Source organism: Mitsuaria chitosanitabida ATCC BAA-476 = NBRC 102408 (assembly GCF_001598255.1).
GTDB lineage: Bacteria > Pseudomonadota > Gammaproteobacteria > Burkholderiales > Burkholderiaceae_C > Roseateles > Roseateles chitosanitabidus.
The window spans coordinates 116,497-137,145 of record NZ_BCYP01000011.1 but is presented as its reverse complement, the minus strand read 5'-3'; the positions used below and the strand labels follow the sequence as shown (position 1 = coordinate 137,145).

At 71.1% G+C, this 20,649-nt stretch carries 21 protein-coding genes, 2 tRNA genes and 1 pseudogene; 8 read left to right on the top strand and 16 right to left on the bottom strand.

From position 1 onward, the window contains the following. Window positions 1–45: 45 nt before the first annotated feature. From MCHT01_RS07500 to MCHT01_RS07460, 9 genes and pseudogenes are all read right to left on the bottom strand, one after another. Entirely contained in the window at window positions 46–1,419 is a 1,374-nt protein-coding gene (locus MCHT01_RS07500) for a DUF58 domain-containing protein (protein ID WP_067064216.1), read from the bottom strand. Continuing rightward, complete coding sequence (locus tag MCHT01_RS07495; protein ID WP_067064214.1) at window positions 1,416–2,396, bottom strand: AAA family ATPase; 981 nt, start codon at window positions 2,394–2,396, stop codon at window positions 1,416–1,418. Before MCHT01_RS07495 ends, MCHT01_RS07500 begins: the two co-directional genes overlap by 4 nt. Beyond that, on the bottom strand, window positions 2,393–3,724 hold the full coding sequence (locus MCHT01_RS07490; RefSeq protein WP_067064212.1) for a DUF4350 domain-containing protein: 1,332 nt from the start codon (window positions 3,722–3,724) through the stop codon (window positions 2,393–2,395). The genes MCHT01_RS07495 and MCHT01_RS07490 overlap by 4 nt, the downstream gene beginning before the upstream one ends. Further along, window positions 3,721–4,566 carry a DUF4129 domain-containing protein gene (locus MCHT01_RS07485; protein WP_245643191.1) on the bottom strand — a complete coding sequence of 282 codons (846 nt, stop codon included), beginning with the start codon at window positions 4,564–4,566 and terminating at the stop codon, window positions 3,721–3,723. The genes MCHT01_RS07490 and MCHT01_RS07485 overlap by 4 nt, the downstream gene beginning before the upstream one ends. Then, window positions 4,553–5,299 carry a hypothetical protein gene (locus MCHT01_RS07480; protein ID WP_067064210.1) on the bottom strand — a complete coding sequence of 249 codons (747 nt, stop codon included), beginning with the start codon at window positions 5,297–5,299 and terminating at the stop codon, window positions 4,553–4,555. The genes MCHT01_RS07485 and MCHT01_RS07480 overlap by 14 nt, the downstream gene beginning before the upstream one ends. Next, window positions 5,289–6,257: a stage II sporulation protein M gene (locus tag MCHT01_RS07475; protein WP_067064209.1), complete on the bottom strand. Its 969-nt coding sequence runs from the start codon at window positions 6,255–6,257 to the stop codon at window positions 5,289–5,291. Before MCHT01_RS07475 ends, MCHT01_RS07480 begins: the two co-directional genes overlap by 11 nt. A gap of 25 nt (window positions 6,258–6,282) precedes the next feature. After that, the gene (locus MCHT01_RS07470) at window positions 6,283–6,930 is read right to left on the bottom strand and encodes an RDD family protein (protein WP_259375138.1); all 648 of its coding nucleotides are present in this window, start codon (window positions 6,928–6,930) and stop codon (window positions 6,283–6,285) included. A gap of 77 nt (window positions 6,931–7,007) precedes the next feature. Continuing rightward, entirely contained in the window at window positions 7,008–7,529 is a 522-nt protein-coding gene (locus MCHT01_RS07465) for an RDD family protein (RefSeq protein ID WP_067064205.1), read from the bottom strand. Window positions 7,530–7,774: 245 nt separating this feature from the next. After that, a pseudogene (locus MCHT01_RS07460) lies at window positions 7,775–8,143 on the bottom strand (Fur family transcriptional regulator); the annotation flags it as partial. A gap of 153 nt (window positions 8,144–8,296) precedes the next feature. Between MCHT01_RS07460 and MCHT01_RS07455 the strand changes: the two are divergent. From MCHT01_RS07455 to MCHT01_RS07420, 8 genes are all read left to right on the top strand, one after another. After that, on the top strand, window positions 8,297–9,484 hold the full coding sequence (locus MCHT01_RS07455; RefSeq protein ID WP_067064204.1) for a GTP-binding protein: 1,188 nt from the start codon (window positions 8,297–8,299) through the stop codon (window positions 9,482–9,484). Then, a complete protein-coding gene (locus MCHT01_RS07450; protein ID WP_067064202.1) occupies window positions 9,484–10,167 on the top strand; it encodes a DUF2796 domain-containing protein in 684 nt (227 codons plus the stop codon). Before MCHT01_RS07455 ends, MCHT01_RS07450 begins: the two co-directional genes overlap by 1 nt. Beyond that, window positions 10,164–10,934 carry an ABC transporter ATP-binding protein gene (locus tag MCHT01_RS07445; RefSeq protein ID WP_084452120.1) on the top strand — a complete coding sequence of 257 codons (771 nt, stop codon included), beginning with the start codon at window positions 10,164–10,166 and terminating at the stop codon, window positions 10,932–10,934. Before MCHT01_RS07450 ends, MCHT01_RS07445 begins: the two co-directional genes overlap by 4 nt. Then, window positions 10,931–12,223 carry an ABC transporter permease gene (locus MCHT01_RS07440; protein ID WP_067064200.1) on the top strand — a complete coding sequence of 431 codons (1,293 nt, stop codon included), beginning with the start codon at window positions 10,931–10,933 and terminating at the stop codon, window positions 12,221–12,223. Before MCHT01_RS07445 ends, MCHT01_RS07440 begins: the two co-directional genes overlap by 4 nt. A gap of 2 nt (window positions 12,224–12,225) precedes the next feature. After that, window positions 12,226–12,918 (top strand): DUF3299 domain-containing protein, encoded by a 693-nt coding sequence (locus MCHT01_RS07435; RefSeq protein ID WP_148661436.1) that lies wholly within the window; start codon window positions 12,226–12,228, stop codon window positions 12,916–12,918. Further along, a complete protein-coding gene (locus tag MCHT01_RS07430; protein ID WP_067064198.1) occupies window positions 12,915–13,559 on the top strand; it encodes a DUF3299 domain-containing protein in 645 nt (214 codons plus the stop codon). The genes MCHT01_RS07435 and MCHT01_RS07430 overlap by 4 nt, the downstream gene beginning before the upstream one ends. A 141-nt stretch (window positions 13,560–13,700) precedes the next feature. Then, the gene (locus MCHT01_RS07425) at window positions 13,701–14,999 is read left to right on the top strand and encodes an acetamidase/formamidase family protein (protein ID WP_067064196.1); all 1,299 of its coding nucleotides are present in this window, start codon (window positions 13,701–13,703) and stop codon (window positions 14,997–14,999) included. A 124-nt stretch (window positions 15,000–15,123) separates the two neighbouring features. Then, window positions 15,124–15,942 carry a hypothetical protein gene (locus MCHT01_RS07420; protein WP_148661435.1) on the top strand — a complete coding sequence of 273 codons (819 nt, stop codon included), beginning with the start codon at window positions 15,124–15,126 and terminating at the stop codon, window positions 15,940–15,942. 100 nt (window positions 15,943–16,042) lie between these two features. On the opposite strand, the gene MCHT01_RS07415 is transcribed toward MCHT01_RS07420, so the two are convergent. The 7 genes from MCHT01_RS07415 to MCHT01_RS07385 form a co-directional block, all read right to left on the bottom strand. Continuing rightward, complete coding sequence (locus MCHT01_RS07415) at window positions 16,043–16,438, bottom strand: hypothetical protein (RefSeq protein ID WP_067064192.1); 396 nt, start codon at window positions 16,436–16,438, stop codon at window positions 16,043–16,045. Window positions 16,439–16,453: 15 nt separating this feature from the next. Further along, window positions 16,454–17,128, bottom strand: a complete 675-nt coding sequence (gene trhA / locus MCHT01_RS07410) for a PAQR family membrane homeostasis protein TrhA (RefSeq protein ID WP_067064191.1) — start codon at window positions 17,126–17,128, stop codon at window positions 16,454–16,456. Window positions 17,129–17,160: 32 nt separating this feature from the next. Further along, entirely contained in the window at window positions 17,161–17,643 is a 483-nt protein-coding gene (locus tag MCHT01_RS07405; RefSeq protein WP_067064189.1) for a GNAT family N-acetyltransferase, read from the bottom strand. A 169-nt stretch (window positions 17,644–17,812) separates the two neighbouring features. Next, window positions 17,813–17,888, bottom strand: a tRNA-His gene (locus MCHT01_RS07400). 115 nt (window positions 17,889–18,003) lie between these two features. Beyond that, window positions 18,004–19,917: a peptidylprolyl isomerase gene (locus MCHT01_RS07395; RefSeq protein ID WP_067064187.1), complete on the bottom strand. Its 1,914-nt coding sequence runs from the start codon at window positions 19,915–19,917 to the stop codon at window positions 18,004–18,006. 146 nt (window positions 19,918–20,063) lie between these two features. Continuing rightward, window positions 20,064–20,139 (bottom strand) — tRNA-Val (locus MCHT01_RS07390). A gap of 43 nt (window positions 20,140–20,182) precedes the next feature. After that, window positions 20,183–20,455, bottom strand: coding sequence for an HU family DNA-binding protein (locus MCHT01_RS07385; RefSeq protein ID WP_067064185.1), 273 nt, complete (start codon window positions 20,453–20,455; stop codon window positions 20,183–20,185). Window positions 20,456–20,649 lie beyond the last annotated feature (194 nt).

The following is a 20,649-nucleotide window of genomic DNA, read 5'->3' as shown; positions in this document are numbered from 1 at the left end:
ATGGCCACGGTCGGCCGTTGTCCTTGCCCTCATCGGGTCGATCGCTCAAAGCAGACCGGCCCGCTTCACCTCGTGATACCGGTTCACCAGCGCGGATGCGAGCGCCTGCGGCTCGACGTCGATGGACAGCCGGTCGTGATCGACCACGCGGGCGAAGGCGTCGTGCCGCGCCTGCGCCAGCAGGTGCGCGCTGGCCACCGCCACCGTGTCCTCGTCGGTGCCGATCGGCTGCGCGGCCATGCGGCCCAGCGCCGTCTCGCGCAGGCTGGCCAGCAGCACCAAGTGACGGCGGCGCAGCAGGCGCAGCGCCGGCTGCAGCTCGGGCGAATCCTCGTCGCGGAAGTTGGTCAGCACGATGACCAGCGAGCGCCGCCGCAGCCGGTGCGACAGCGCCTCCGCCGCGGCCAGGTAGTCGGAGTGGTGTCCACCCGGCTGCAGGTCGTGCATCTTGTTCATCAGCGCGTTCAGCGTGCCCATGCCCTTGCGCGGCGCGCAGTCGCGGCGCGTGCCTTCCTCGCAGCCGAAGGTCATCGCCCCCACCTCGTCGCCTTCGGACAGCGCGACGTAGGCCAGCAGCATCAGGGCATCCAGGGCGTCGTCGAAGTGGCTGGACCGCCCTTCCCCGGCCGACTGCTCGTCGGCCCGCATGCGCCGCCCGCAGTCGAGCAGGAACATCACGCACTGGTCGCGCTCGTCCTGGAACTCGCGCACCACCGGCTTGCGATGCCGCAGCGAGGCCTTCACGTCCAGGTGCCGCAGCGGATCGCCGCGACGGTACTCGGCCAGTTGCCGGAAATCGGTGCCCTGCCCCCGCTGGATGTAGTTCTTGATGCCGATCTGCGCCAGGCGCCGGTCGCCCGACAGCCAGGCATAGCGGGCCAGCGCCGCGAAGTTGGGATAGACCCGCAGGCCCTGGGCCTCGCCGACGCGATCGCGCACCTCGAAGAATCCGGCGCGCGTGCGCCACAGCAACTGCGTGACGCCGACCTGCGCCACGCCGCGCTGGCGTGCCGTGACCCGGAAGCGCAGCGGGCTGCGCGCGTGCGGCGCGGCCACCAGCGTCAACGGCAGGCCCTCGAAATCGAAGAGCGGATCCAGCTCGTCGAACACGGTCACGCGCCAGGCCAGCGGCCCGGCGTTGATCAGGTTCAGCTTCAGCTCGGTCGCCGCGCCGATGGCGAAGGCGGCCGGCAGTCCGCGCTCGACGCGCAGCCCCGCGGTCGACCACAGACGCAGGCTGCGCCACAGGTCGACGCCGGCCGCGGCCAGCAGCCCCGCGAGCGCCACCACGCCGAGCGGCGCCATGACGCGCAAGGGCGCGCCCAGCGACAGCGCCAGGGCGACGAGCAGCCCCAGCCCGGCCAGCACCCGGATGCTGGCCCGCGAGGGCACGACGACGCGACGGGCTGCGGGCTTCAAAGGCGCGGCGCCTCCACGCTGTCGAGCGCCGCCTGGAGGATCTCGTCCAGGTCGCGGCCCTCGATCTGGGCATCGGGCGCCATCGTCACGCGGTGACGCAGCACGGCCAGCGCCTGGCGCGCGATGTCATCCGGCGTGATGAAGTCGCGGCCGTTGATCAGCGCCACCGCCCGCGCCGCGCGCACCAGCGCCACGCTGGCGCGCGGGCCGGCGCCGAACTCGATGCCGGGCCAGTGGCGCGTCGTCCGCACCACGCGGACGGCGTAGTCGATGACGCGCTCGTCGGCATGCACCAGACCGGCCAGGCGCTGCAGCTCCAGCACCTGCACGTCGTCCAGCACCGCCTGCACCGCGTCCAGCGGCAGCTGGTGGCCGGCGCGGCCCGCCGTCACCAGCTGCACGACCGCGGCCTCCTCCTCATGCGTCGGATAGCCGATGCGGATCTGCAGCAGGAAGCGGTCCAGCTGGGCCTCGGGCAGCGGATAGGTGCCCTCGGTGTCGACCGGGTTCTGCGTGGCCATCACGATGAAGGGCCGCGGCAGCGCGAGGGTCTCGCCTTCCAGCGTGGCCTGGTACTCCTGCATCACCTCGAGCAGCGCGCTCTGCGTCTTGGCCGGCGCGCGGTTGATCTCGTCGGCCAGCAGCAGGTTGGTGAAGACGGGCCCCTGGCGCACGCGCAGCCGGCCCAGGCCGGGGCCGGTGTCGTCCAGCACGCTGTGGCCGACCACGTCCGCCGGCATCAGGTCCGGCGTGAACTGCACCCGCGCGTACTTGAGCTGCAGCGCTTGCGACAGCGCGCGCGCCAGCAGCGTCTTGCCCAGGCCGGGCACGCCCTCGACCAGCACGTGGCCCGAGGCCACCAGGGCGACGAGCATCTGCTCCACCGCCTGGGTCTGGCCGATCATGGCCTTGCCCACCTCGGTGCGCAGGGCATGCAGCCATTGGGTGGCGAGCTTGAGCTCCTCGGGCTTGATCATGGCGAGTGTCTTTCGTCTTGAGAGGTCAACAGCCGGCGGCGCGCCGACTCCAGCAATTGCAGGTGATGCGGCAGGGCCTTGCGGCCGCAGGCCTTCATGGCCATCGAGACCGACAGCGCCTCGGCCGGCAGCCCGGTCACCCGGGCGATGGCCTGCGCGCGATCGGCGGTCTTCAGGCGGGCGTAGCCCGGCAGGCGGCGCGCGGCGGCCTCGTCCAGCGCCCGTTGCTGCGCCAGCAGCAGCGCGTCGCGGCCATGGCGATGCAGGTAGGCGCCCAGGCCGCGGACCTGCTCGGCGATCGAGCGCCGTCCGCGCGAGGGCACCGCCCGCAGCGGGCCGAAGCGCACCGCGCCGCGCCACAGCACGGCGGCCAGCGCGGTCAGCAGGATCATCACGGCGACCCAGCCCTGGTGCCACAGCCACGGGAGCAGCGCCTCGCGCCTCTCGTTCAAGTAGATCCACGCGACGGCGCCCGGTTCCGCCCGCATCGCGGCGGCGGCCAGCAGCGGGTCCTCGCAGCGCAGCGGCGAGGCGTCGGTGAAGAAGCCGGCGTTGACGTTCAGCACGGTGACGGTGCCCTGTCCGACCGGCAGACGCATGACCTGGGCTCCCGAGCGTCCGAGCACCACCCAGTCCAGCGGCCGGTCACCCGCCTTGGGCGCCAGCCGTGAATACCAGCGGACGGGGCCGCAGAGCTTGAGCCATTCGTCAGCGCCGAAGACGCGTGGCGTCGACATCAGCGTCGAGCCGCCGCTCACCGGCAACGGCACCTCACGAACGCCGGAGGCCGCCGTCGCGGCCGGCACGGGGGCGGCGCGATCGGCCTTCTGCTCGTCGTCGTTCTCGTCGTCCTCGTCCTCGTCGTCCATGGCGCTCGAGGCGGCCTGCGAGGCCGCGGCTGGCGCTGACCGGACGGCCGTCGCCGGCGACGACTTCTGCGCACGCGACGCCGCGATCTCGACGATCGGCACCCAGTCCTTCAACGAGGTCTCGTCCCAGTTGGCGCCCTGCACCAGCACGAGGTGCCCGCCACGCTCGACCCAGGCGCGCAGCTGATCGCCCCGGCCGGGCACCATGTTCCATTCGTTGGACAGCAGCAGCAGCCGCGCGCCCTCCGGCGGCATACCGTCCAGCTGCTCGAAGTGCCGGGCCTGCATGCCCAGCTTGCGCAGCAGTTGCTCGAAGGCATAGACGGGGTTGTCGCGCGCCTCGCCCCGCGCCGGACGGGTGCCGGGTTCGTCGACCCATTCGGTGTTCACCGCGATCCACCAGCCCCCCAGGGCCAGCAGGATCACGAGGATCACGGCCATCACGCGATCGCGGGTCATGGGCGCCGCTCCGGCGCCATGCGCGCGTTGAAGCCCGCGCACAGCCATTCGAAGTCCTCGGGTGCCAGCTCGCGCCGCGCGTAGGCGACCGACTGCCAGCCGCTCACCAGCCGCGCCAGGAAGTCCTGCGCGTCGGGGCGCAGCCGCGACGAGGCCAGGGCCAGGCAATCGCTCTCGGTGCTGGCCGCGCGGATCGGCACGCCGTGGCCATGGACCAGGCGCGACAGCGCGCCGCGGTACAGCAGCGACAGCGCCGGGCGCGTCTCGCCGCGTTGCCACAAGGCGCGGGCGGCGGCGCCGATGTCGTCGGGCAGGCTCTCGGGCCGGATGTCCAGCGAGCCCACGTGCGTGGGCGCCTTCACCTGGGGTCGGGAATCACGGTCGCGCGTCTGGAACCAGTCGCGCAGCCGCAGCAGCACGAACACGAACAGGCCCGCGACGACCAGCCACATCGCGATCCGCAGGCCCGCGGACAGGCTCTGGAAGAAGTCCCGCCACCAGCCGGCATCGACCTTGTCGGCGGGATCCTTCTTCTCCTCGTCGTGCTTCTTGAAGCGCAGCGCACGTGTCTTGTCGGTGCCGGGCAACAGGGGATCCGCGCCGACGTCGCTCGCCGCCGCCATCACCGCGGACGCGGGGATCGCGGAGGTCCAGGCGCGCGACGGAGACACCGAGAACCTCACGCCGAGGTCGGACGCGGCGGGCGCCGCGGATTCGGCGGATTCGGCGGACGCCGCCGGGGCGGTCTGCGCCGAGACACTCGCGATCCCGGCGAGCATCGCCACGGTCATGACACGCCGCGCGATCCGCCCGATCAGGGACATGGCCTCACCCGAACGCACGGCGGAACTCCTGCTCGACATCCCAGGCCTCGAGGACCACGCGGCGGTTGAGGTACATCGCGAAGCCCGCGGCCACATAGAACGGCTCCAGGAACAACACCGTCACCAGGTAGACCGAGGCCAGCAGCAGGTCCAGCAGCAGCTGGCCGGCCGCATGCGATTCCGGGCGGAAGAACCAGTCCAGCACGTCGCCGCTGCGGTTCTCCGGCGCGAACCACCACAGCAGCGCGATCAGGCCGTAGGTGATCACGCCCTCGGCATGCGCGAACGCGACTTGCAGCGCCGTGGCGGCGCCCCGGTTGTCGTGCAGCATCAGCTTGACGCGCTTGCGGCGCGCGCTGCCGCGCTGGCCCTCGAGCTGCTCGACCGGCTGCGTGTAGGACCGCCACGGGGAAATGCGCCGCCAGAACAGCGTGCGCAGCAACTGGCCGCCGAAGACCTGGCGCCGCGCGCGCCAGACATCGGCCCAGCGCGTCTCCTGCCCGAAGACGGCACGCGCCATCACGAACAGCAGCGTGCGGTCCAGCCAGGGCTTGAGGCAGAACACGATCAGGAACGGCAGCCAGCCGCGGGTGTCCACGGTGCACAGGGCCAGCGCCGCGACGACCAGGAGGACCGGCGTGAAGCAGCGCCACACCGATCGCCAGTGCGCGCGCACCAGCGCCAGTCCGAGGTCGCAAGCCTCGCTCTGGCTGCGCGGACGCAGGACGACGGCCAGGCCTTCAACGCGCATGCGCGCCTCCCCGGCCCATGCGGCACAGCCAGCTCAGCACCAGCAGCCAGCACACGGCGGCGACGCCGTACTTCACCGGCGGCGAGACCCAGGCCGCGGAGGACCAGAAGGCCTCGAAGGCCGCGGCGACCAGCAGCAGGAAGAAGGCCGCGTAGACCAGCGGCACGGCCTCGCGCGCGCCGCTGCGCAGCGCCTCCAGCCGCCGCTGCCGTCCGGGCATCATCCAGCCCAGCCCCAGGCGCAGCCCGGCCGCGCCGGACAGCACGATGCCGGTGAGCTCGAAGGCGGAATGGGTCACGACGAAGGGCCAGAAGTTGTGGCCCAGTCCGACGCGGGTGAGGTGGCCGGCCACGGCGCCGATCAGCAGGCCGTTGTAGAGCAGGACGAAGGCGCTGCCCACGCCGGCCAGGATGCCGGCGCCGAAGGTGCGGAAGCCGATGCCGATGTTGTTGAAGATGTAGAAGCCGAACATCTGCCAGTCGGTCGCGGCCTCGCGCATCCGGCCGACCGCGTGGCGGCCGTCGCCGTACATGGTCTCGTAATCGCGCAGCTGCGCCGCCTTGGCCAGACGCAGCGCGAAGTCGGGGCCCTGCCAGGACAGCAGGAAGGCCAGGGCCAGCGGCACCGTGAACAGCAGGAAGGCCAGCAGCACGTAGCGCCGCTGCGCCCGCACCGCCACGGGCAGGTCCACCCGCAGCAGCCGGCCCAGCGCCCGCAGGCCGTAGTCCTGGCGGCGGTAGATCAGCTGGTGCGCGTCCTGCGCCATGGATTCCAGGCGCGCGATCAGGTGGATCGGATAGGCGCGCGACTGCGCCAGCGCCAGGTGCTCGCAGACCCGGCGGTAGCGCTCGGCCAGCAGCGCGCCGTCCACGCCGGCGCCGCGCTTCGCGTCGACGAGCTGCAGCGCGAAGGCGTCCCACAGCGGACCGTGCGTCGCGGCGAAATGCAAGGGGCTCATGGCATCGGCCTCATCGAGGGCGGCCTCAGCCGCGGCTTCCCATCAGCCACTGCGCCACGCCGAGCAGCCGCTCGGAGGCCGTGCGGCGGGGCTCGCCCGCGGGCACCGGCGGCAGCACCGGCTCGGCGATCCGGGCCAGCTCCTCGAAGCGCTCGGGCGTGAGGCGCCGGGCCCGTCCGGCCCAGGCGCGGATGGCGGCGCGCTCGCGCAGACTCAAGGCCCGCGCGGGGGCGAGGCTGGGCGCGGTCGGCGGCTCGTCGTGCAGGACCACCGGCCGCACGTGCACGACCAGCGTGCCGGCGGCCAGGTCGCCCAGGCGCTTGCATTGGCGGTTCAGCAGCATCGTGACGATGCCGAAGGCATAGGCCATCGGCAGGAAATCGGCGGTGCGCAGCAGGTTGCGGGTGATGGACGCGGCCGGCGTGACGGGGAGCCCGGTGTCCATGACCACGCGCAGCCCCATCACCTGCTTGCCGGGCGTCGCGCCGGAGCGGGCGAGCTCGAACACGATGGGATAGAGCCACTCGATGCAGAACAGCGTGATCAGGATCAGCCCGTAGCCGAGCTTGCCCATCGGCCCCATGACGATGACGACGCCGATGTCCACCACCAGGCGGATCAGCAGGTCGATCAGGAAGGCGACGGTCCGGCCGACCAGCCCCGCGGGCTGCAGGGACAGGACGATGCCCTCGGGCGTCTCGGCCAGGGCCAGCGTGTCGATGCGCGCGGCCGGGGCCAGGTCTTGCCCGCTCAGAGCTTGATCACCTTGGTGTCGGCGATCGTGTCATGCAGGCACTTGCGCGACTCGCGGAAGATCAGCAGCGAATCCAGCAGGCCGTAGACCATGGACAGGCCCGGATTGATGGCGGCCAGGCTGCCGATGCCGTAGCGCAGGCCCAGCAGACGGCCCGCGTCGACCTTGGAGCCGTCCGAGCGCACGATGCGCAGACCGAAGATGATCTTGCCCAGGGTCTGGCCGCGGGCGACCAGGGTCCAGCCCTGCACCAGGGCGAAGAGCAGGAAGCCGATCAGGGCGGGCAGCAGACGGAACGAACCGAAACCGCCGTCGGCCGCGGGCTGCAGCATCGCGGTCAGCGCGGGGACCACCTTGCCCGCCACCCAGATGATGGCGAAGACGATCAGCGCGTCGACGATGGCCGATACCAGGCGGATGCCGCGACCGGCCAGGTTGCCTTCCGGCGCGTTGGGATCGACGAGATCTTCGACGGGCGCCTGCGGCGGCGCGAAACGATCATCCGTGGAAACCGACATGGAAACCTCCCTCAAGGTCATTTTTGGGGCGGATTGTGTCAGGGCTTCGGGCCCGGGTCGACTAGGAGCACTACCAGCGATGACCTTGGTCAGGCTCGAGGCTTGGCGGTTCTCGCCCGCGCCGCGGTCCTGGCCGGCGCGGCGGTCCCGGTCGAGGCGGCGGCCCTCGTGGTCGAGGTCTTGGGGGCGGCGAGCTTGACCGCGGTGGTCTTCGCCGCGACCCGCTTGGGCGCCGCCTTCTTCGCGGCGCCGCAATCGGCGCAGCGTCCATAGAGGGTCAGCTCATGGCTCGCGACCGTGAAGCCCTTGGGGGCGAGCTGGGCCATGTCGCCCGGACAGGCATGGATGTCGAAGACCCGGCCGCAGTCCTGGCACTGGAAGTGGTGATGGTGGTCGTGATGGGCCGACTCGTAGCGCGGGCTGTCCCCGGGCAGGGACACGGTCTGGATCTCGCCCGCCTCCAGCAACTGCTTGAGGTTGCGATAGACGGTGGCCAGCGACAGCCCCGGCACCTCGCCCTGCGCGGCGTCCAGCACTTCCTGCGGCGAGAGCGGTCGCCCCGCGACATCGATGACGGTGCGGATGGCGCTGCGCTGGCGGGTCGAACGTTCCATGAAGGGCGGAGGCGAAGGGCGATCCTGCGATCGCGGTGGGACGGAAGAGACGTTCGCGCATTCTGTCATGCTGCTATATTGCGAACGCTTTCGCATTAGCAACAAAGACCCGCATCGCCCGCGAAACCCCTCGCCCCCACTCCGGAGCCACCCATGTCCACGCCCACCGATTCCACCGACGCGTCACCCGCGCCGGTCCGCCTGCCCACCACCGTCCTGTCCGGCTTCCTGGGCGCCGGCAAGACCACGCTGCTCAACCAGTTGCTGCGCCAGCGCCAGGACCTGCGCGTGGCGGTCATCGTCAACGACATGAGCGAGCTCAACATTGACGCCAGCCTGGTGCGCGACGGCGCCGAGCGCGCCGGCGTGGGCCTGTCGCGCACCGAGGAAGCCATGGTCGAGATGAGCAACGGCTGCATCTGCTGCACGCTGCGCGAGGACCTGCTGAAGGAGGTCGGCCGCCTGGCGCGCGAAGGCCGTTTCGACTACCTGCTCATCGAATCCACCGGGATCTCCGAGCCCATGCCGGTGGCCGCCACCTTCGATTTCGTCGATGAAACCGGTCAGGGCCTGCGGGACCTGGCGCGCATCGACACGATGGTGACCGTGGTCGATGCGCTCAATCTGCTGAACGACTACGACAGCGCGGACTTCCTGGCGCAGCGCGACCCGGGCGTGGACCCCGAGGACCGGCGCCGTCTGGTCGAGCTGCTGGTGGAGCAGATCGAGTTCGCGAACGTCATCGTGGTCAGCAAGACCGACCTGGTCGACGCACCGCATCTGGCGCGCGTCCACACGCTCATCCGGGCGCTCAACCCGGGCGCGCGCATCGTCGACGCCCGGCAGGGACAGGTACCGATCGAGCAGTTGCTCGGCACCGGCCTCTTCGACCAGGCGCAGGCCGAAGCCCAGCCGCGCTGGATCCAGGCGCTGGAAGGCCACGACCACGCCGAGGCCGATGCCTACGGGCTGTCCAGCGTCGTCTATCGCGCCAGCCGTCCTTTCGACGCGGCCCGCCTGCACGCGCTGCTGTCGCGGCCCCGGCCCGGGCTGCTGCGCTTCAAGGGCTACGTCTGGCTGGCGAGCCGGCCATCCTGGCTGGCCTGCATCTCCGGCGCCGGGCGCGGACTGCAGCTCGATCCGGTGGGCCGCTGGAACCTGCCCGTCACCGAGCGCGGCCAGGAACTGGTGCTCATCGGCCAGGACCTGGATGTCGGCGCGCTGCGCGTGGCGCTCGACGCCTGCCTGACGCCCACCGCCCTCACCCGCCCCACCGTCCCCCGGCCCGATCCCTGGCCGGCCTGGGACCTCGACCTGATCGAAGAAGGACACCTTTCGTGATGAAGATCCACCACTTCGCCCCCGACCGGGGCGCCGCTCGTCCCACTCGCGTCGCGCGAACCTCGTCCGCCGCCCGCGCCGCTATTCACGTCGCGACGATCGTCGCCGGCCTCGCGCTGCTCGGGTCGGCGCAGGCCCACGGCGACAAGCACGAGCACGGCGTCGTCCACCTGGATGTCGCCGTCGAGGGCGACCTCCTGACGCTGCAGCTGGAGTCGCCGCTGGACAGCGTGCTGGGCTTCGAGCACCAGCCCCGAACACCTGCGCAGCGCGCCGCGGTCGAGCAGATGCTGCAGCGCCTGCGCGACGGCGCGGCGCTGTTCACGGCCAATGCCCCGGCGGGTTGCCGCTTCGAGGACGTGCAGATCGAATCGGGACTGATCGTCGACACGAAGCCCGCGCCGGCTGCAACGGCGGCAATGACCACGTCGACCACAACGGCCGCGACGACAGCGACGACAGCGACGACAGCACCGAAAGGGGAACACGAGCACCTCGACGTCGACGCCAGCTATCGCTTCCGCTGCGCGTCGAGCCCGGCGTTGACGCAGCTGACGCACCAGCTCTTTGCCGTGTTCCCGCGCATCCAGCGCGTCGAGGCGCGGATCGCGACGCCCCGGGGCCAGAGCCGTCAGGTGCTGAAGCGCCCCGCCGCCACGCTCTCGATCGGCGGCGACCGATGAGCCCGCCCGCCCGCGCGCTGGTCCCGGTCGTCGACGTGGAGGCGCTGACCTTCCGCTGGCCGCGCGCCACGCACGATTGCCTCGACATCGGCGGCCTGCGCCTGGAGGCCGGCGAGGCCGTCTTCCTGCGCGGCCCCAGCGGGTCGGGCAAGAGCACGCTGCTGTCGCTGATCGCCGGCGTGCTCGCGCCGAGCAGCGGGCACGTGCGGCTGCTCGGCCGCGACCTGGGCGCCTGCTCCGGCCGCGAGCGCGATCGGCTGCGGGCCGACCATGTCGGCTACATCTTCCAGCAGTTCAACCTGCTGCCTTACCGCTCGGCGCTGGACAACGTGCTCCTGGCCTGCGAGTTCTCCCGCCGCCGCGCGACCTTGGCCGGTCAGCCGCGCGAGCGCGCACGAACGCTGCTGCGCCGCATGGGGCTGGGCGACGAACTCATCGCCCGCCGGGCGAGCGCGCTGTCCGTCGGCCAACAGCAGCGCGTGGCCGCGGCGCGCGCGCTGATCGGCCATCCCGATCTGGTGATCGCCGACGAGCCGACCTCCGCGTTGGACGACGCGCATCGCGACGGCTTCATGGCGACCCTGCGAGAGGCCTGCCTCGAGTCCGGCAGCGCCCTGCTCTTCGTCAGCCATGACGCGCGGCTCGCCGCCCGCTTCCCGCGCGTACTGGACCTGCCGATGCTGCAGCGCCCGCCGTCACGCGGCGGTCCCGGCCAGGCCGCGGACGACGGTCTGTCCCGTGCGGCCAAAGGGGGAGCACGGCCATGAGCGCGCTGATCCGGCTCGCGGCGCAGAGCGCCTGGAACCGCCGCTTCGTGCTGTCGCTGGTGGGGCTGTCGATCGCCTTGTCCACGATGCTGCTGCTGGGCATGCAACGCCTGCGCGACGACGTCCGCAAGAACTTCGCCCAGTCGGTCTCCGGCACCGACCTGATCGTGGGCGCGCGTACGGGCTCGGTCCAGCTGCTGCTGTACTCGGTGTTCCGCATCGGCGGCGCGACCAACAACATCCAGTGGTCCAGCGTCGAGGCGCTGAGCCGGCTGCCGGCGGTCGACTGGGTGGTGCCGATCTCGCTGGGCGACTCGCACCGCGGCTTCCCCGTCGTGGCGACCAGCAGCGCCTACTTCACCCACTTCCGCCATGGGGAGGATCTGCCCCTCGCGCTGGCGCAAGGGCGGGCCTTCGACGACACGATGCCCGCGCGGGGCCTGCCGCCGGACCTGTTCGGCGTGGTGCTCGGGGCGGACGTGGCCGCGTCGCTGGGCTACCGGCTCGGCGACAAGCTGGTGCTCAGCCATGGCGATGGCGCCCTTGCGGCCAATGACCATGCCGACAAGCCCTTCCAGGTGATCGGTGTGCTGGCCCGTACGGGGACGCCGGTGGACCGGTCGCTCCACATCGGCCTGGCGGCGATGGAGGCCATCCACCTGGACTGGGTCGCCGGCGCGCCCATCCCTGGCGCCGCGGTCGCGGTCGACGCGTTGCGTGGACAAGACCTGACACCGCATCAGGTGACCGCCGCGCTGGTCGGTCTGAAGCGTCGCACGGCAGTGTTCTCGACGCAGCGGCGGATCAACGACTTCCCGGGCGAGCCGCTGATGGCGGTACTGCCCGGCGTCGCGCTGGACGAGCTCTGGGACGTCGTCGCCCTCGGCGAGCGCAGCCTCGCGCTGATGAGCGCGCTGGTCGCCGCGGTCAGCCTGTGCGGGCTGGTGGCGGTGATCCTGGCCGGCCTCAACGAGCGCCGGCGCGAGCTGGCCATCCTGCGCGCCGTCGGCGCCAGCCCGATGCGGATCTTCAGCCTGCTGGCGGCCGAAGGCATGGGGGTCACGCTCTGCGGGGTCGCCTTGGGCGCGGTGCTGTGCCTGCTGCTGATCGCGGGCCTGGGGCCATGGGTGCGACTGCGTTTCGGCATCGGGCTGACGGCCGGCCTGCCGACGATGGCCGAGTGGCGACTGCTGGGCGAGATCACCGCGCTCGGCTGGGCCGCGAGCCTCCTGCCCGGCCTGCGGGCCTACGCCCTGTCGCTGAGCGACGGGCTCTCTCCGAAAGTCTGACCATGCCCTGTTCCGATCCCATCATCGTCGACAGCACCACGGCGGCGCGCCGTCGTCGCCCTCGGGGACGGATCGCCGCCCGCGCCACGACCGTCATCGCCGCGATCGCCACGTTCAACGTGGCCGCCGCGCTCACTGCGATCACGGCGCTCGTCATGACGCCCACCCTCGCGGCGGCGGCCGCGCCCGGCACGACGGCGCCGAGCGCCCCCGCGGCCAGCACGCCGGCCACCGGCTATCGCGAGCTCACCTGGCTCCAGCTGGTGCCACCCGGCTGGGATCCGATGAAGCGATTCCGCGACCTCAACCTCGGCCGGCTGAGCGACAGCAGCCCGCGCACGGCCTCGCTGATGGCGGACCTGCGCGACGAGCTGGACAACGCGCCGCTCGTCGAGTCGCTGCAGGACGCCCCGGTGCGCCTGCCCGGCTACGTCGTGCCGCTGCAGGCGGACCGCGACGGCGTGCGCGAGTTCCTGCTGGTTCCCTACTTCGGCGCCTGCATCCACATGCCTCCGCCGCCCGCCAACCAGATCGTGCTGGTGCGGCTCGCGCAGCCGGCTAGGCAGTTGCGGGCGATGGACACGGTCTGGGCGAGCGGCGTGCTCAAGCTCGATCGCCAGCCGAGCGAGATGGGGGTCAGCGGCTACCGCCTGGAGGCGGGCCGCGTCGAGGCCTACCGGAGTCCGCCGCGTTGATCGGCCGCGCCGGAGCGACGGGCCGCTGGCCCTGGTGGGCCCGCGTGGGCCTGGTCGCCGCCATCGCGACCGCGGTGCCCACCGTGCTGGCGATCCGCGACCTGAGCTCGACCCGCATCGACCAACAGTCCCGACGCTCCCCGGAGGAACCCTTGCCGGCCGGCGTGCGCGAGCTCGCCTGGACGGACCTGATGCCGCCGGGCTGGGATCCCCGGCACCCCGCGGGACGCGACAGCGGCGCGACCGGGACGCTGGACACGGAGGCGCTCGCCGCGATGGCCGACGACGATCCCCAGGCACGCCGGCTGATGGCGGAGATGCGGGACGCCTTCGAGCGCGCGCCGGTGAGGCCCGATCTCGACGGGCAACGCGTGCGTCTGCGCGGCTACGTCGTGCCGCTGGCCGTGGGCTGGGGCGGCACCGACGAGTTCCTGCTCGTGCCCTACTACGGTGCCTGCATCCACAGCCCGCCACCGCCGCCGAACCAGATCGTCCACGTGAAGGCGCCGCGGCGAATCCCCGGCGTGCGGTCGATGGCGATCGTCACGGTGACCGGCCGCCTCGATGTGCACGCGAGCGCATCGGCGCTGGCCACGAGCGGCTACCGGCTGACGCCGGAGACGGTGCGACTGACGCGCTGACCGCTGGGCGGCATCCGAGATCCCTCGAGGCGACGAGCGCCACGCCGATGAGGTCTCACGCAAGCCCGGTGCTGGCGCATGACCTTTGGGGGCACGCTCGGCGGTGCTGCTACGCTCCGCGACCCCAGGAGGATCCGCCCCATGCGCTCGTTCTCGTGTTTCGCCGCCATCCTGTTGCTGTCGCCGCTCGCCGCGCTGGCCACCACGACCCAGCACTGGCTGGTGGCCACCGACCTGTGGGGCACGCGCGCCTACGCCACGCTGAGTCTCGTGCGGGACGGCCCCCGGCTGAGCGGCACGCTCGACGGCGACGCCCTGCAAGGTACCGAGGACGCGGGAACGCTGCGCTTCACCGCCCGCGACCGCAAGGGCGAGACCTACACCTACGAGGGCCGCATCGACGGTCAGCGCTTCATCGGCGAAGCCGACTGGCCGGACTCCAACCATCCCGGCGTGCGTCTGCGGCATGCCTTCCACGCGCGGCTGCTGCCCGAGCGCCCCGCTGGTGGCGCCCGCGAGCACCGCTTCGAGCCCAGCGACTTCTCCAACCTCTTCACCGCGGACCGCGAGCCGGTACTGACGATCTGGCCCGGCGACACGGTGCGCACACGCACCATCGACTCGGGCGGCGTCGACGAGCGCGGCGTGACGCGCGCGCTGTTCGGCAACCCGCAGACGGGCCCCTTCTTCATCAGCGGCGCCGAGCCCGGCGACACGCTGGTCGTGCACCTGGTGTCGCTGACGCCCAACCGCGACTGGGCCGACAGCCTGGACAGCATCGTCGGACGCGCGCTGGGCGGCAGCCTGGTGGCCCGCGCCGGTGAGCTCGGCAAGCCGGTGCGCTGGATCCTGGACCGCAAGGCCGGCGTCGCGCGGCCGGAGGGCGCGACCGGTGCGCTGAAGGACTTCGCGGCGCCGCTGCGGCCGATGCTGGGCGGCCTGGGCCTGGCGCCCGGCTTCGGCTCGGCGCCGATGTCCACGGGCGATACCGGTCGCTCGGGCGGCAACATGGACTTCCCCGAAGTGGTCGCGGGCGCGACGGTCTACCTGCCCGTCCAGCAGCCGGGCGCCCTGCTCTACCTCGGCGACGCGCATGCGCTGCAGGGTGACGGCGAGACCTCGCAGTACGCGCTGGAGACCTCGATGGACGTGAGCTTTCGCGTCGAGCTGATCAAGGGCCGGTCGCTGCCCTTGCCGCGCGTGGAGTCGGACACCGAGCTCATGGCGCTCGGCCAGGCGGGCTCGCTGGACGAGGCGCTGAAGGCCGCGAGCACGGGGCTGATCCGTTGGCTGGAGCAGGACTACGGCCTGACGCTGTCCGAGGCCGCGCAGGTCCTCGGCAGCGCCGTCCGCTACAGCGTGCCCAACCTCGCCGGCCGCAGCGTCGGCGTCGCGGCGCGGGTGCCCAAGGCCCTGCTCCCGCCGCGGAAGCGGACATAGCCCGAACGAGCCATTCCCCGTCGCCATCGGCCCTCTCGTCGATTGCCCCCACGCGGCGATGGGCGGATGAACCGGCGGTCAGGGGCTTGCCGCGACCCTCGGCGCGGGGTTAGGCTGGCGCGCCATGTCATCTTTTCGTCATCATTTGTCGATAGGCAGCGTCGGCGCGGATCCCGCGACGCTGTCCTGGTGGCGGGCGCTGCGCGCGCTCGCGGCGCTCAACGTCGGCCTGTGGCTCGCCGTGCTGATCGCCGGCCCCTCGCGCGGCGTCCATGCGCAGTTGCAACTGGCGCTCTCCGGCGTCTACGTCCTGGTCTGCGCCTACCGCTCGCTGTTCCCGCGCGTGGACCTGGAACGGCTGGTCGTCGTCGACACCCATCTGTCCAGCATCTTCCTGGGCCGCAGCGCGGCCACCATCGCCGAGATCTGCTTCGCCCTCCAGCTGGGACTGATGGTCCACCAGCTCGGCGCGCACGCGGGCCTGGCCTGGGTGCAGAACGCCGCCTGGGGCGTGCCCGTGTTCATGATCGTCGCGCAGGCCTTCTGCTGGCACAGCGTGCTCACGCTCAACCACATCACGCAGGCCGTCGAGTCCACGCTGTGGGCGGCCGGCTTCTCGTGGATCGCCGCGCTGCTCGGCGCGGTCGCGCTGCACGGCAGCGGCTGGGTGCAGTCGCTCGCGCTGCTGGGCGTGCTGGGCGCGATGGCCTTCGTCGCCTACGTGCTGACGGTGGACGTGCCGATGTACTGCCGGCGCTATCGGCAGGGCCGCGCGCGGGGGATGGTCTACATGCGCCTGGATGAAGGCGCGCGGGATGCGTGGCAGCGTCGCGTGCCCAGTGGCAGCTGGGTGGCCTGGAAGGCCGATGCGCTGTGGCTGACGCCCTACTTCAGCTTCGGCGTGTGGGCGAGCATCGCGATGGTGTGCATTCCCGGGACCTGAGCCGCGGAGGCTCGAGGCCAGCCACCCACCAGCTGGCCGCCCGGGTTCTCCACGGGTCAGGGAGCCGTCGCGGTGATCGTGTTCGCGCCGCCCGCTCGCCTCACTGCGGCGCGATGAGGATGACGCCCGTCGCCGCCTCGATCGAGACGGCGTACTTGCCGTTCCGGAAGACGGTCGCCTCGTCCGCGGACTCCCGCCACTGCGGCGCGGGCAGCACGCCTCGCAGCTGCTCTCGCGAGGCGATCGGCCGCCCGACCTGACCCGCGATCGCGGCCCCGCCCTTGCCGTCGGAGACCCACGAGATCGGACAGGTGTCGACCGCCGCCGCCTTGCAGATGCGGTGGGCGACGGCGGAGAGATTGACCTTGTCCTCGATCGACAACGTCGCCCCCGGTTTCGCGCGCAGGAAGACGATCGCCGCGACCACCCCGAGCGCCAGGACGATCAGCGCGACAAGCGCCCGGGGCTTCGCATCGGCGCCGGTGGAGGCGCTCATGGGCCGGAAGTCCGGTCAGCCGTAGGCATAGAACAGCGCCGCGAAGAAGTGGCAGACACTGCCGCCCAGCACGAACAGGTGCCACACGAAGTGGGCGTAGCGCACCTTGTTGTCGAGCAGGAACACGACGGCGCCGAGCGTGTAGCTCAAGCCTCCGGCGACCAGGAGCGCAAGACCTGGCTCCGGCGTGCGGTCGATCAGCGGGCCGATGGCGAAGACCACGACCCAGCCCATCGCGAGGTAGAGCGCCGTCGACACCAACGGATGGCGCAGGCGGTTCAGCAGCTTGATCGTCACGCCGAAGGCGGCCGCGGCCCAGACGGCAATGAGCAGCGTCACGCCGGGGCCCTGATGCAGGACGCCCAGGGTGAACGGGGTGTAGCTGCCGGCGATGAAGACGTAGATGGCCGCGTGGTCCAGGCGCATCAGCCAGGACTTGACGCGTCCGTTGGCGAGCGACGCGGGCAGCGCGTGATAGAGCGTCGAGATGCCGTAGAGCAGGATGCCGGTGGACGCGAAGATCGCCGCGGCGACCACGTCGGCCACGCTGCCGTGGCCGATGGCGCGCATCACGAGGATGGGCAAGGCGGCGATGGCGAGCGCCACGCCCAGCCCGTGGCTGATGGCGTTGGCGATCTCCTCGCCCAGGGTCTGGGGGCGGTCGACGGGGACGGTGGCGCTGTGGGACATCGGACGGATCGTGTGAACTGGCGGACAGGGTACTACGCGAGCAGCAACCCCAGCACGTGCTCGTCGACGTAGTGCGGCTGGTCGGCGCGCTTGTAGAAGTCCCGCAGTGTCCCCTCGATGACGAATCCGAGCCGCTGATAGAAGGCCAGCGCTTGATCGTTGTCGCTTTCGGCGTAGAGCTCGACGCGTCGGATGCCCGCGGCGCGGAAGTGGCCGAGCGCGTCATCGATCATGGCGCGGCCCACGCCTCGTCCATGCCGCGCCGGATCGACCGCCAGCGTGCCGAGCAGCAGCACGTGGCTGACGCGGCCCGGGTAGCGCGTCGCGCGGTAGAAGCCGGCGATCGCGCCGTCGAGCTCCCAGATCCAGAAGCAGCCGCTGCGCACGAGCTCGTCGAAGATCGGGACGAAGGACGCGAGGTCCATCGGCTCGTAGGTCAGGTAAGGGACGACCTGGGGATGCGAGTAGATCGCGAAGACGGGCTCGAGGTCGTGAGGCTGGGCGAGGCGGCGCATAGGGGCGGCAGGTGAGCGAAGTCGGACTGGGCTCGCGCGACTTGGAGTCGCCGGGAGCCGCACGCATGATGTCGCGATTTGCCGCGCGTGCGTGTCGTCATGGCGGACGAGACGGCGCAAAGCAAAACGCCCGCGAGACTTGCGTCTTGCGGGCGTTTCTTCTATTCGGTGGGGTGGCTGATGGGACTCGAACCCACGACGACCAGAATCACAATCTGGGACTCTACCAACTGAGCTACAGCCACCGGCGAAGAAAGAGATTATGGCGCAGTTTTCTCTCTGGAGGAAGCACTTTCTGAGATTCTTTTGAAAATAGTTTGAATCTCTTCAGCGCCGCCCCGCTGCGCGGGCGTCACGCCCTCAGTTCGAGGGCGCGGACGCCGCCGCGGTCGCCTTCAGCGCCGACGGCTTGATCGTGGCCTTGTACTCGGCCTTCAGCACGTTGTAGTAGCTCGCCATCTCGGCCATCGCCCACGCGCGGGCGTACTGGTCCTTGGCACGCGCCGCGTCGATCAGCGCCGGATCGCGCGGCACCAGCTTGTCGATGCGCACCACCAGGTAGGTGTCGCCCACGTCCACGCCGACATAGGCCGGCAGCTTGGTCGCGTCGGCGCGCAGGACCTGGTCCAGCGCCTTGGGCGACAGCGGGCCCGGCTTGGCGCGCGACACGGTCAGCGCGTCGCCCAAGCCCTTGGCGTCGCCGCCCTTCTGCAGCTCGGCCAGGCGCGCCTGACCGGCCTTGGCGGCGGCCTTGGCGGCGTTGTCCTGCACCCAGGCGGCGGTCACCGCGGGCTTGACGTCGGCCAGCGCCGGCGAGCGCGACGGCAGGTGCTTGAGCACGCGCGCCGAGACCAGCTGGTTGTTGCCCGCGTCGGTGGCTTCGGTGTTGCGCTTGTTGTTCAGCGCGTCGTTCGTGAACACCGCGTCCAGCACCTTCTGCGAGGCCAGCACGCCGGTGGCGTCCGCGCCCGGCTTGCGCAGCACGGTCGCCTTCTGGATCGTCAGCTTGAACTTGTCGGCCACCGGCTTGAGGCTGTCGCTCTGCTCATAGACGGTGTTGTTGAACTCCTCCGACATTTCCGAGAAGCGCTTCTGGCCCAGCTGCTTGCGCAACTGCGCCTCGATGTCGGCCTTGACCGTCTCGAACGGACGGGCCTGGCCGCCGCGCACGTCGGTCAGCTCGATGATGTGGAAGCCGAACGGGGACTCGACCAGGTTGCTGATCTCGCCCTTCTTCATGCTGAAGGCGGCATCGGCGAAGGGCTTGACCATCGCCTCGCGGCCGAAGAAGTCCAGGTCGCCACCGTTCTGCGCGGAGCCCGGGTCGTCCGAGTTCTTCTTCGCGACTTCGGCGAAGCTCGCGGGGTTCTTGCGCACCTCGGCCAGCAGTTGCTCGGCCTTGGCCTTCGCCTTGGCCTTGTCGGCCGCCGACATGTCCTCGCCCGCCTTCACCAGGATGTGGCTGGCGCGACGCTCCTCGGCCGCCGTGTACATCTTGATGTTGGTGTCGTAGAAGGCCTTCAGGTCCGCCTCGGTGACGGTCGCGGCCTTGCCGAGGGCGGCGGCGTCCAGCACCACGTACTCGATGTCGGCGCTTTCCGGCAGCTGGAACTTCGCGGCGACCTTCGGGTCCTTGTAGTAGGCCTCGAGCTCGGCGTCGGTGGGCTTCAGCGTGGCCGAGAAGTCCTTGGCCGAGAAGACCTGGAACTGCAGTTCACGCTGCTGCAGCAGCGCATCGAAGGCCAGCGTCGCGTTCGTCTCGGTGGCGACGGCGCTCTGCGCGACCGGGGCCAGCACGCCCTGCGTCTGCAGGTCCTGGCGCAGGCGCTGCAGCAGGCCATCGACCGACAGCCCCTGCTGGGCCGCGATCTGCTTGGCGACTTCCGGGTTGCGCAGCGGCGCCAGTTGCGGGTCCGTGGCGATCAGGTTGAGCAACTGGTCATCGGAGATGGCGCGGTGCTCGTTGGCGACGACCGCGGCGAGCACGCGCTCGCGCAGCAGGCTCTCCAGCACTTCCTTGCGCACCTCGGGCGAGTCGAGCAGCTTCGCGTCCGCCTGCGGCATCTGCTGGCGCATGCGGTCGACCTGCACGCGCTGGGCCTGGTCCCATTCGGCCTGCGTGATCTTGTGGCCGTCGACTGACGCCACCGTGGCGTTGCTGCCGTCCATGAAGCGGCTGTAGCCCTCCACGCCCAACAGCACGAAGGACGGCAGGATCAGGATCAGCAGCAGGAACTGGAACAGCCGCGTGTGCTTGCGTACGAAATCGAACATCAACAACCTCGGGTCATCACGGGAAGCGACACCGGCCCGCCGTCATCGCGACGGACCTCCCCGGTGTCACCAGCGTCTTGAACGTCTCAACGCGACAAAGGCGAACCTGGGTTCGCCTTTGCGCCGCGGCATTCTAGCCTCGGGAATGGTGGGCGCTGACGGTCTCGAACCGCCGACCTACTCCGTGTAAAGGAGCCGCTCTACCAACTGAGCTAAGCGCCCGAATTTTTTGCCGCCGCCCGATCGCGCGGGCGGCCGCGGTGTCTCAGTTCACCGCGTCCTTCAGGGCCTTGCCCGGACGGAACTTGGGCACCTTCGCCGACTTGATCTTGATCGCCTCGTTGGTGCGCGGGTTGCGGCCCGTGCGCGCGGCCCGCTTGGTCACGCTGAAGGTCCCGAAACCCACCAGCGACACCGACCCGTTCTTCTTGAGCGTGGTCTTCACACCGCCGATCAACGCCTCCAGCGCGCGCCCCGCGGCGGCCTTGGAGATGTCCGCCTGCTTGGCGATGTGCTCGATCAATTCGGACTTGTTCACGAAGGTACCCCCTCTTTGGTTTCACCGCGGCGACGCGTCCAGGTCCTCGGACCCTTTCAGCGAACGGACATCGCCGGACACCGATCCGGTCGCGTCGTCCGGGGCCGGGACGCTCGTGTTCGCGAGCCTCCCGATGACCGCCCGGAGCGGCGCGGGAAGCGGATTCTATGCGCATTGCCGGCGTCGACCGATCA

Excerpts from the sequence above, each read along its gene's own strand:
- MCHT01_RS07495 (WP_067064214.1), bottom strand. The coding sequence starts at position 2,396 with ATGATCAAGCCCGAGGAGCTCAAGCTCGCCACCCAATGGCTGCATGCC.
- MCHT01_RS07490 (WP_067064212.1), bottom strand. The coding sequence starts at position 3,724 with ATGACCCGCGATCGCGTGATGGCCGTGATCCTCGTGATCCTGCTGGCC.
- MCHT01_RS07480 (WP_067064210.1), bottom strand. The coding sequence starts at position 5,299 with ATGCGCGTTGAAGGCCTGGCCGTCGTCCTGCGTCCGCGCAGCCAGAGC.
- MCHT01_RS07475 (WP_067064209.1), bottom strand. The coding sequence starts at position 6,257 with ATGAGCCCCTTGCATTTCGCCGCGACGCACGGTCCGCTGTGGGACGCC.
- MCHT01_RS07465 (WP_067064205.1), bottom strand. The coding sequence starts at position 7,529 with ATGTCGGTTTCCACGGATGATCGTTTCGCGCCGCCGCAGGCGCCCGTC.
- MCHT01_RS07455 (WP_067064204.1), top strand. The coding sequence starts at position 8,297 with ATGTCCACGCCCACCGATTCCACCGACGCGTCACCCGCGCCGGTCCGC.
- MCHT01_RS07450 (WP_067064202.1), top strand. The coding sequence starts at position 9,484 with ATGAAGATCCACCACTTCGCCCCCGACCGGGGCGCCGCTCGTCCCACT.
- MCHT01_RS07445 (WP_084452120.1), top strand. The coding sequence starts at position 10,164 with ATGAGCCCGCCCGCCCGCGCGCTGGTCCCGGTCGTCGACGTGGAGGCG.
- MCHT01_RS07440 (WP_067064200.1), top strand. The coding sequence starts at position 10,931 with ATGAGCGCGCTGATCCGGCTCGCGGCGCAGAGCGCCTGGAACCGCCGC.
- MCHT01_RS07435 (WP_148661436.1), top strand. The coding sequence starts at position 12,226 with ATGCCCTGTTCCGATCCCATCATCGTCGACAGCACCACGGCGGCGCGC.
- MCHT01_RS07425 (WP_067064196.1), top strand. The coding sequence starts at position 13,701 with ATGCGCTCGTTCTCGTGTTTCGCCGCCATCCTGTTGCTGTCGCCGCTC.
- MCHT01_RS07420 (WP_148661435.1), top strand. The coding sequence starts at position 15,124 with ATGTCATCTTTTCGTCATCATTTGTCGATAGGCAGCGTCGGCGCGGAT.
- MCHT01_RS07415 (WP_067064192.1), bottom strand. The coding sequence starts at position 16,438 with ATGAGCGCCTCCACCGGCGCCGATGCGAAGCCCCGGGCGCTTGTCGCG.
- trhA (WP_067064191.1), bottom strand. The coding sequence starts at position 17,128 with ATGTCCCACAGCGCCACCGTCCCCGTCGACCGCCCCCAGACCCTGGGC.
- MCHT01_RS07405 (WP_067064189.1), bottom strand. The coding sequence starts at position 17,643 with ATGCGCCGCCTCGCCCAGCCTCACGACCTCGAGCCCGTCTTCGCGATC.
- MCHT01_RS07395 (WP_067064187.1), bottom strand. The coding sequence starts at position 19,917 with ATGTTCGATTTCGTACGCAAGCACACGCGGCTGTTCCAGTTCCTGCTG.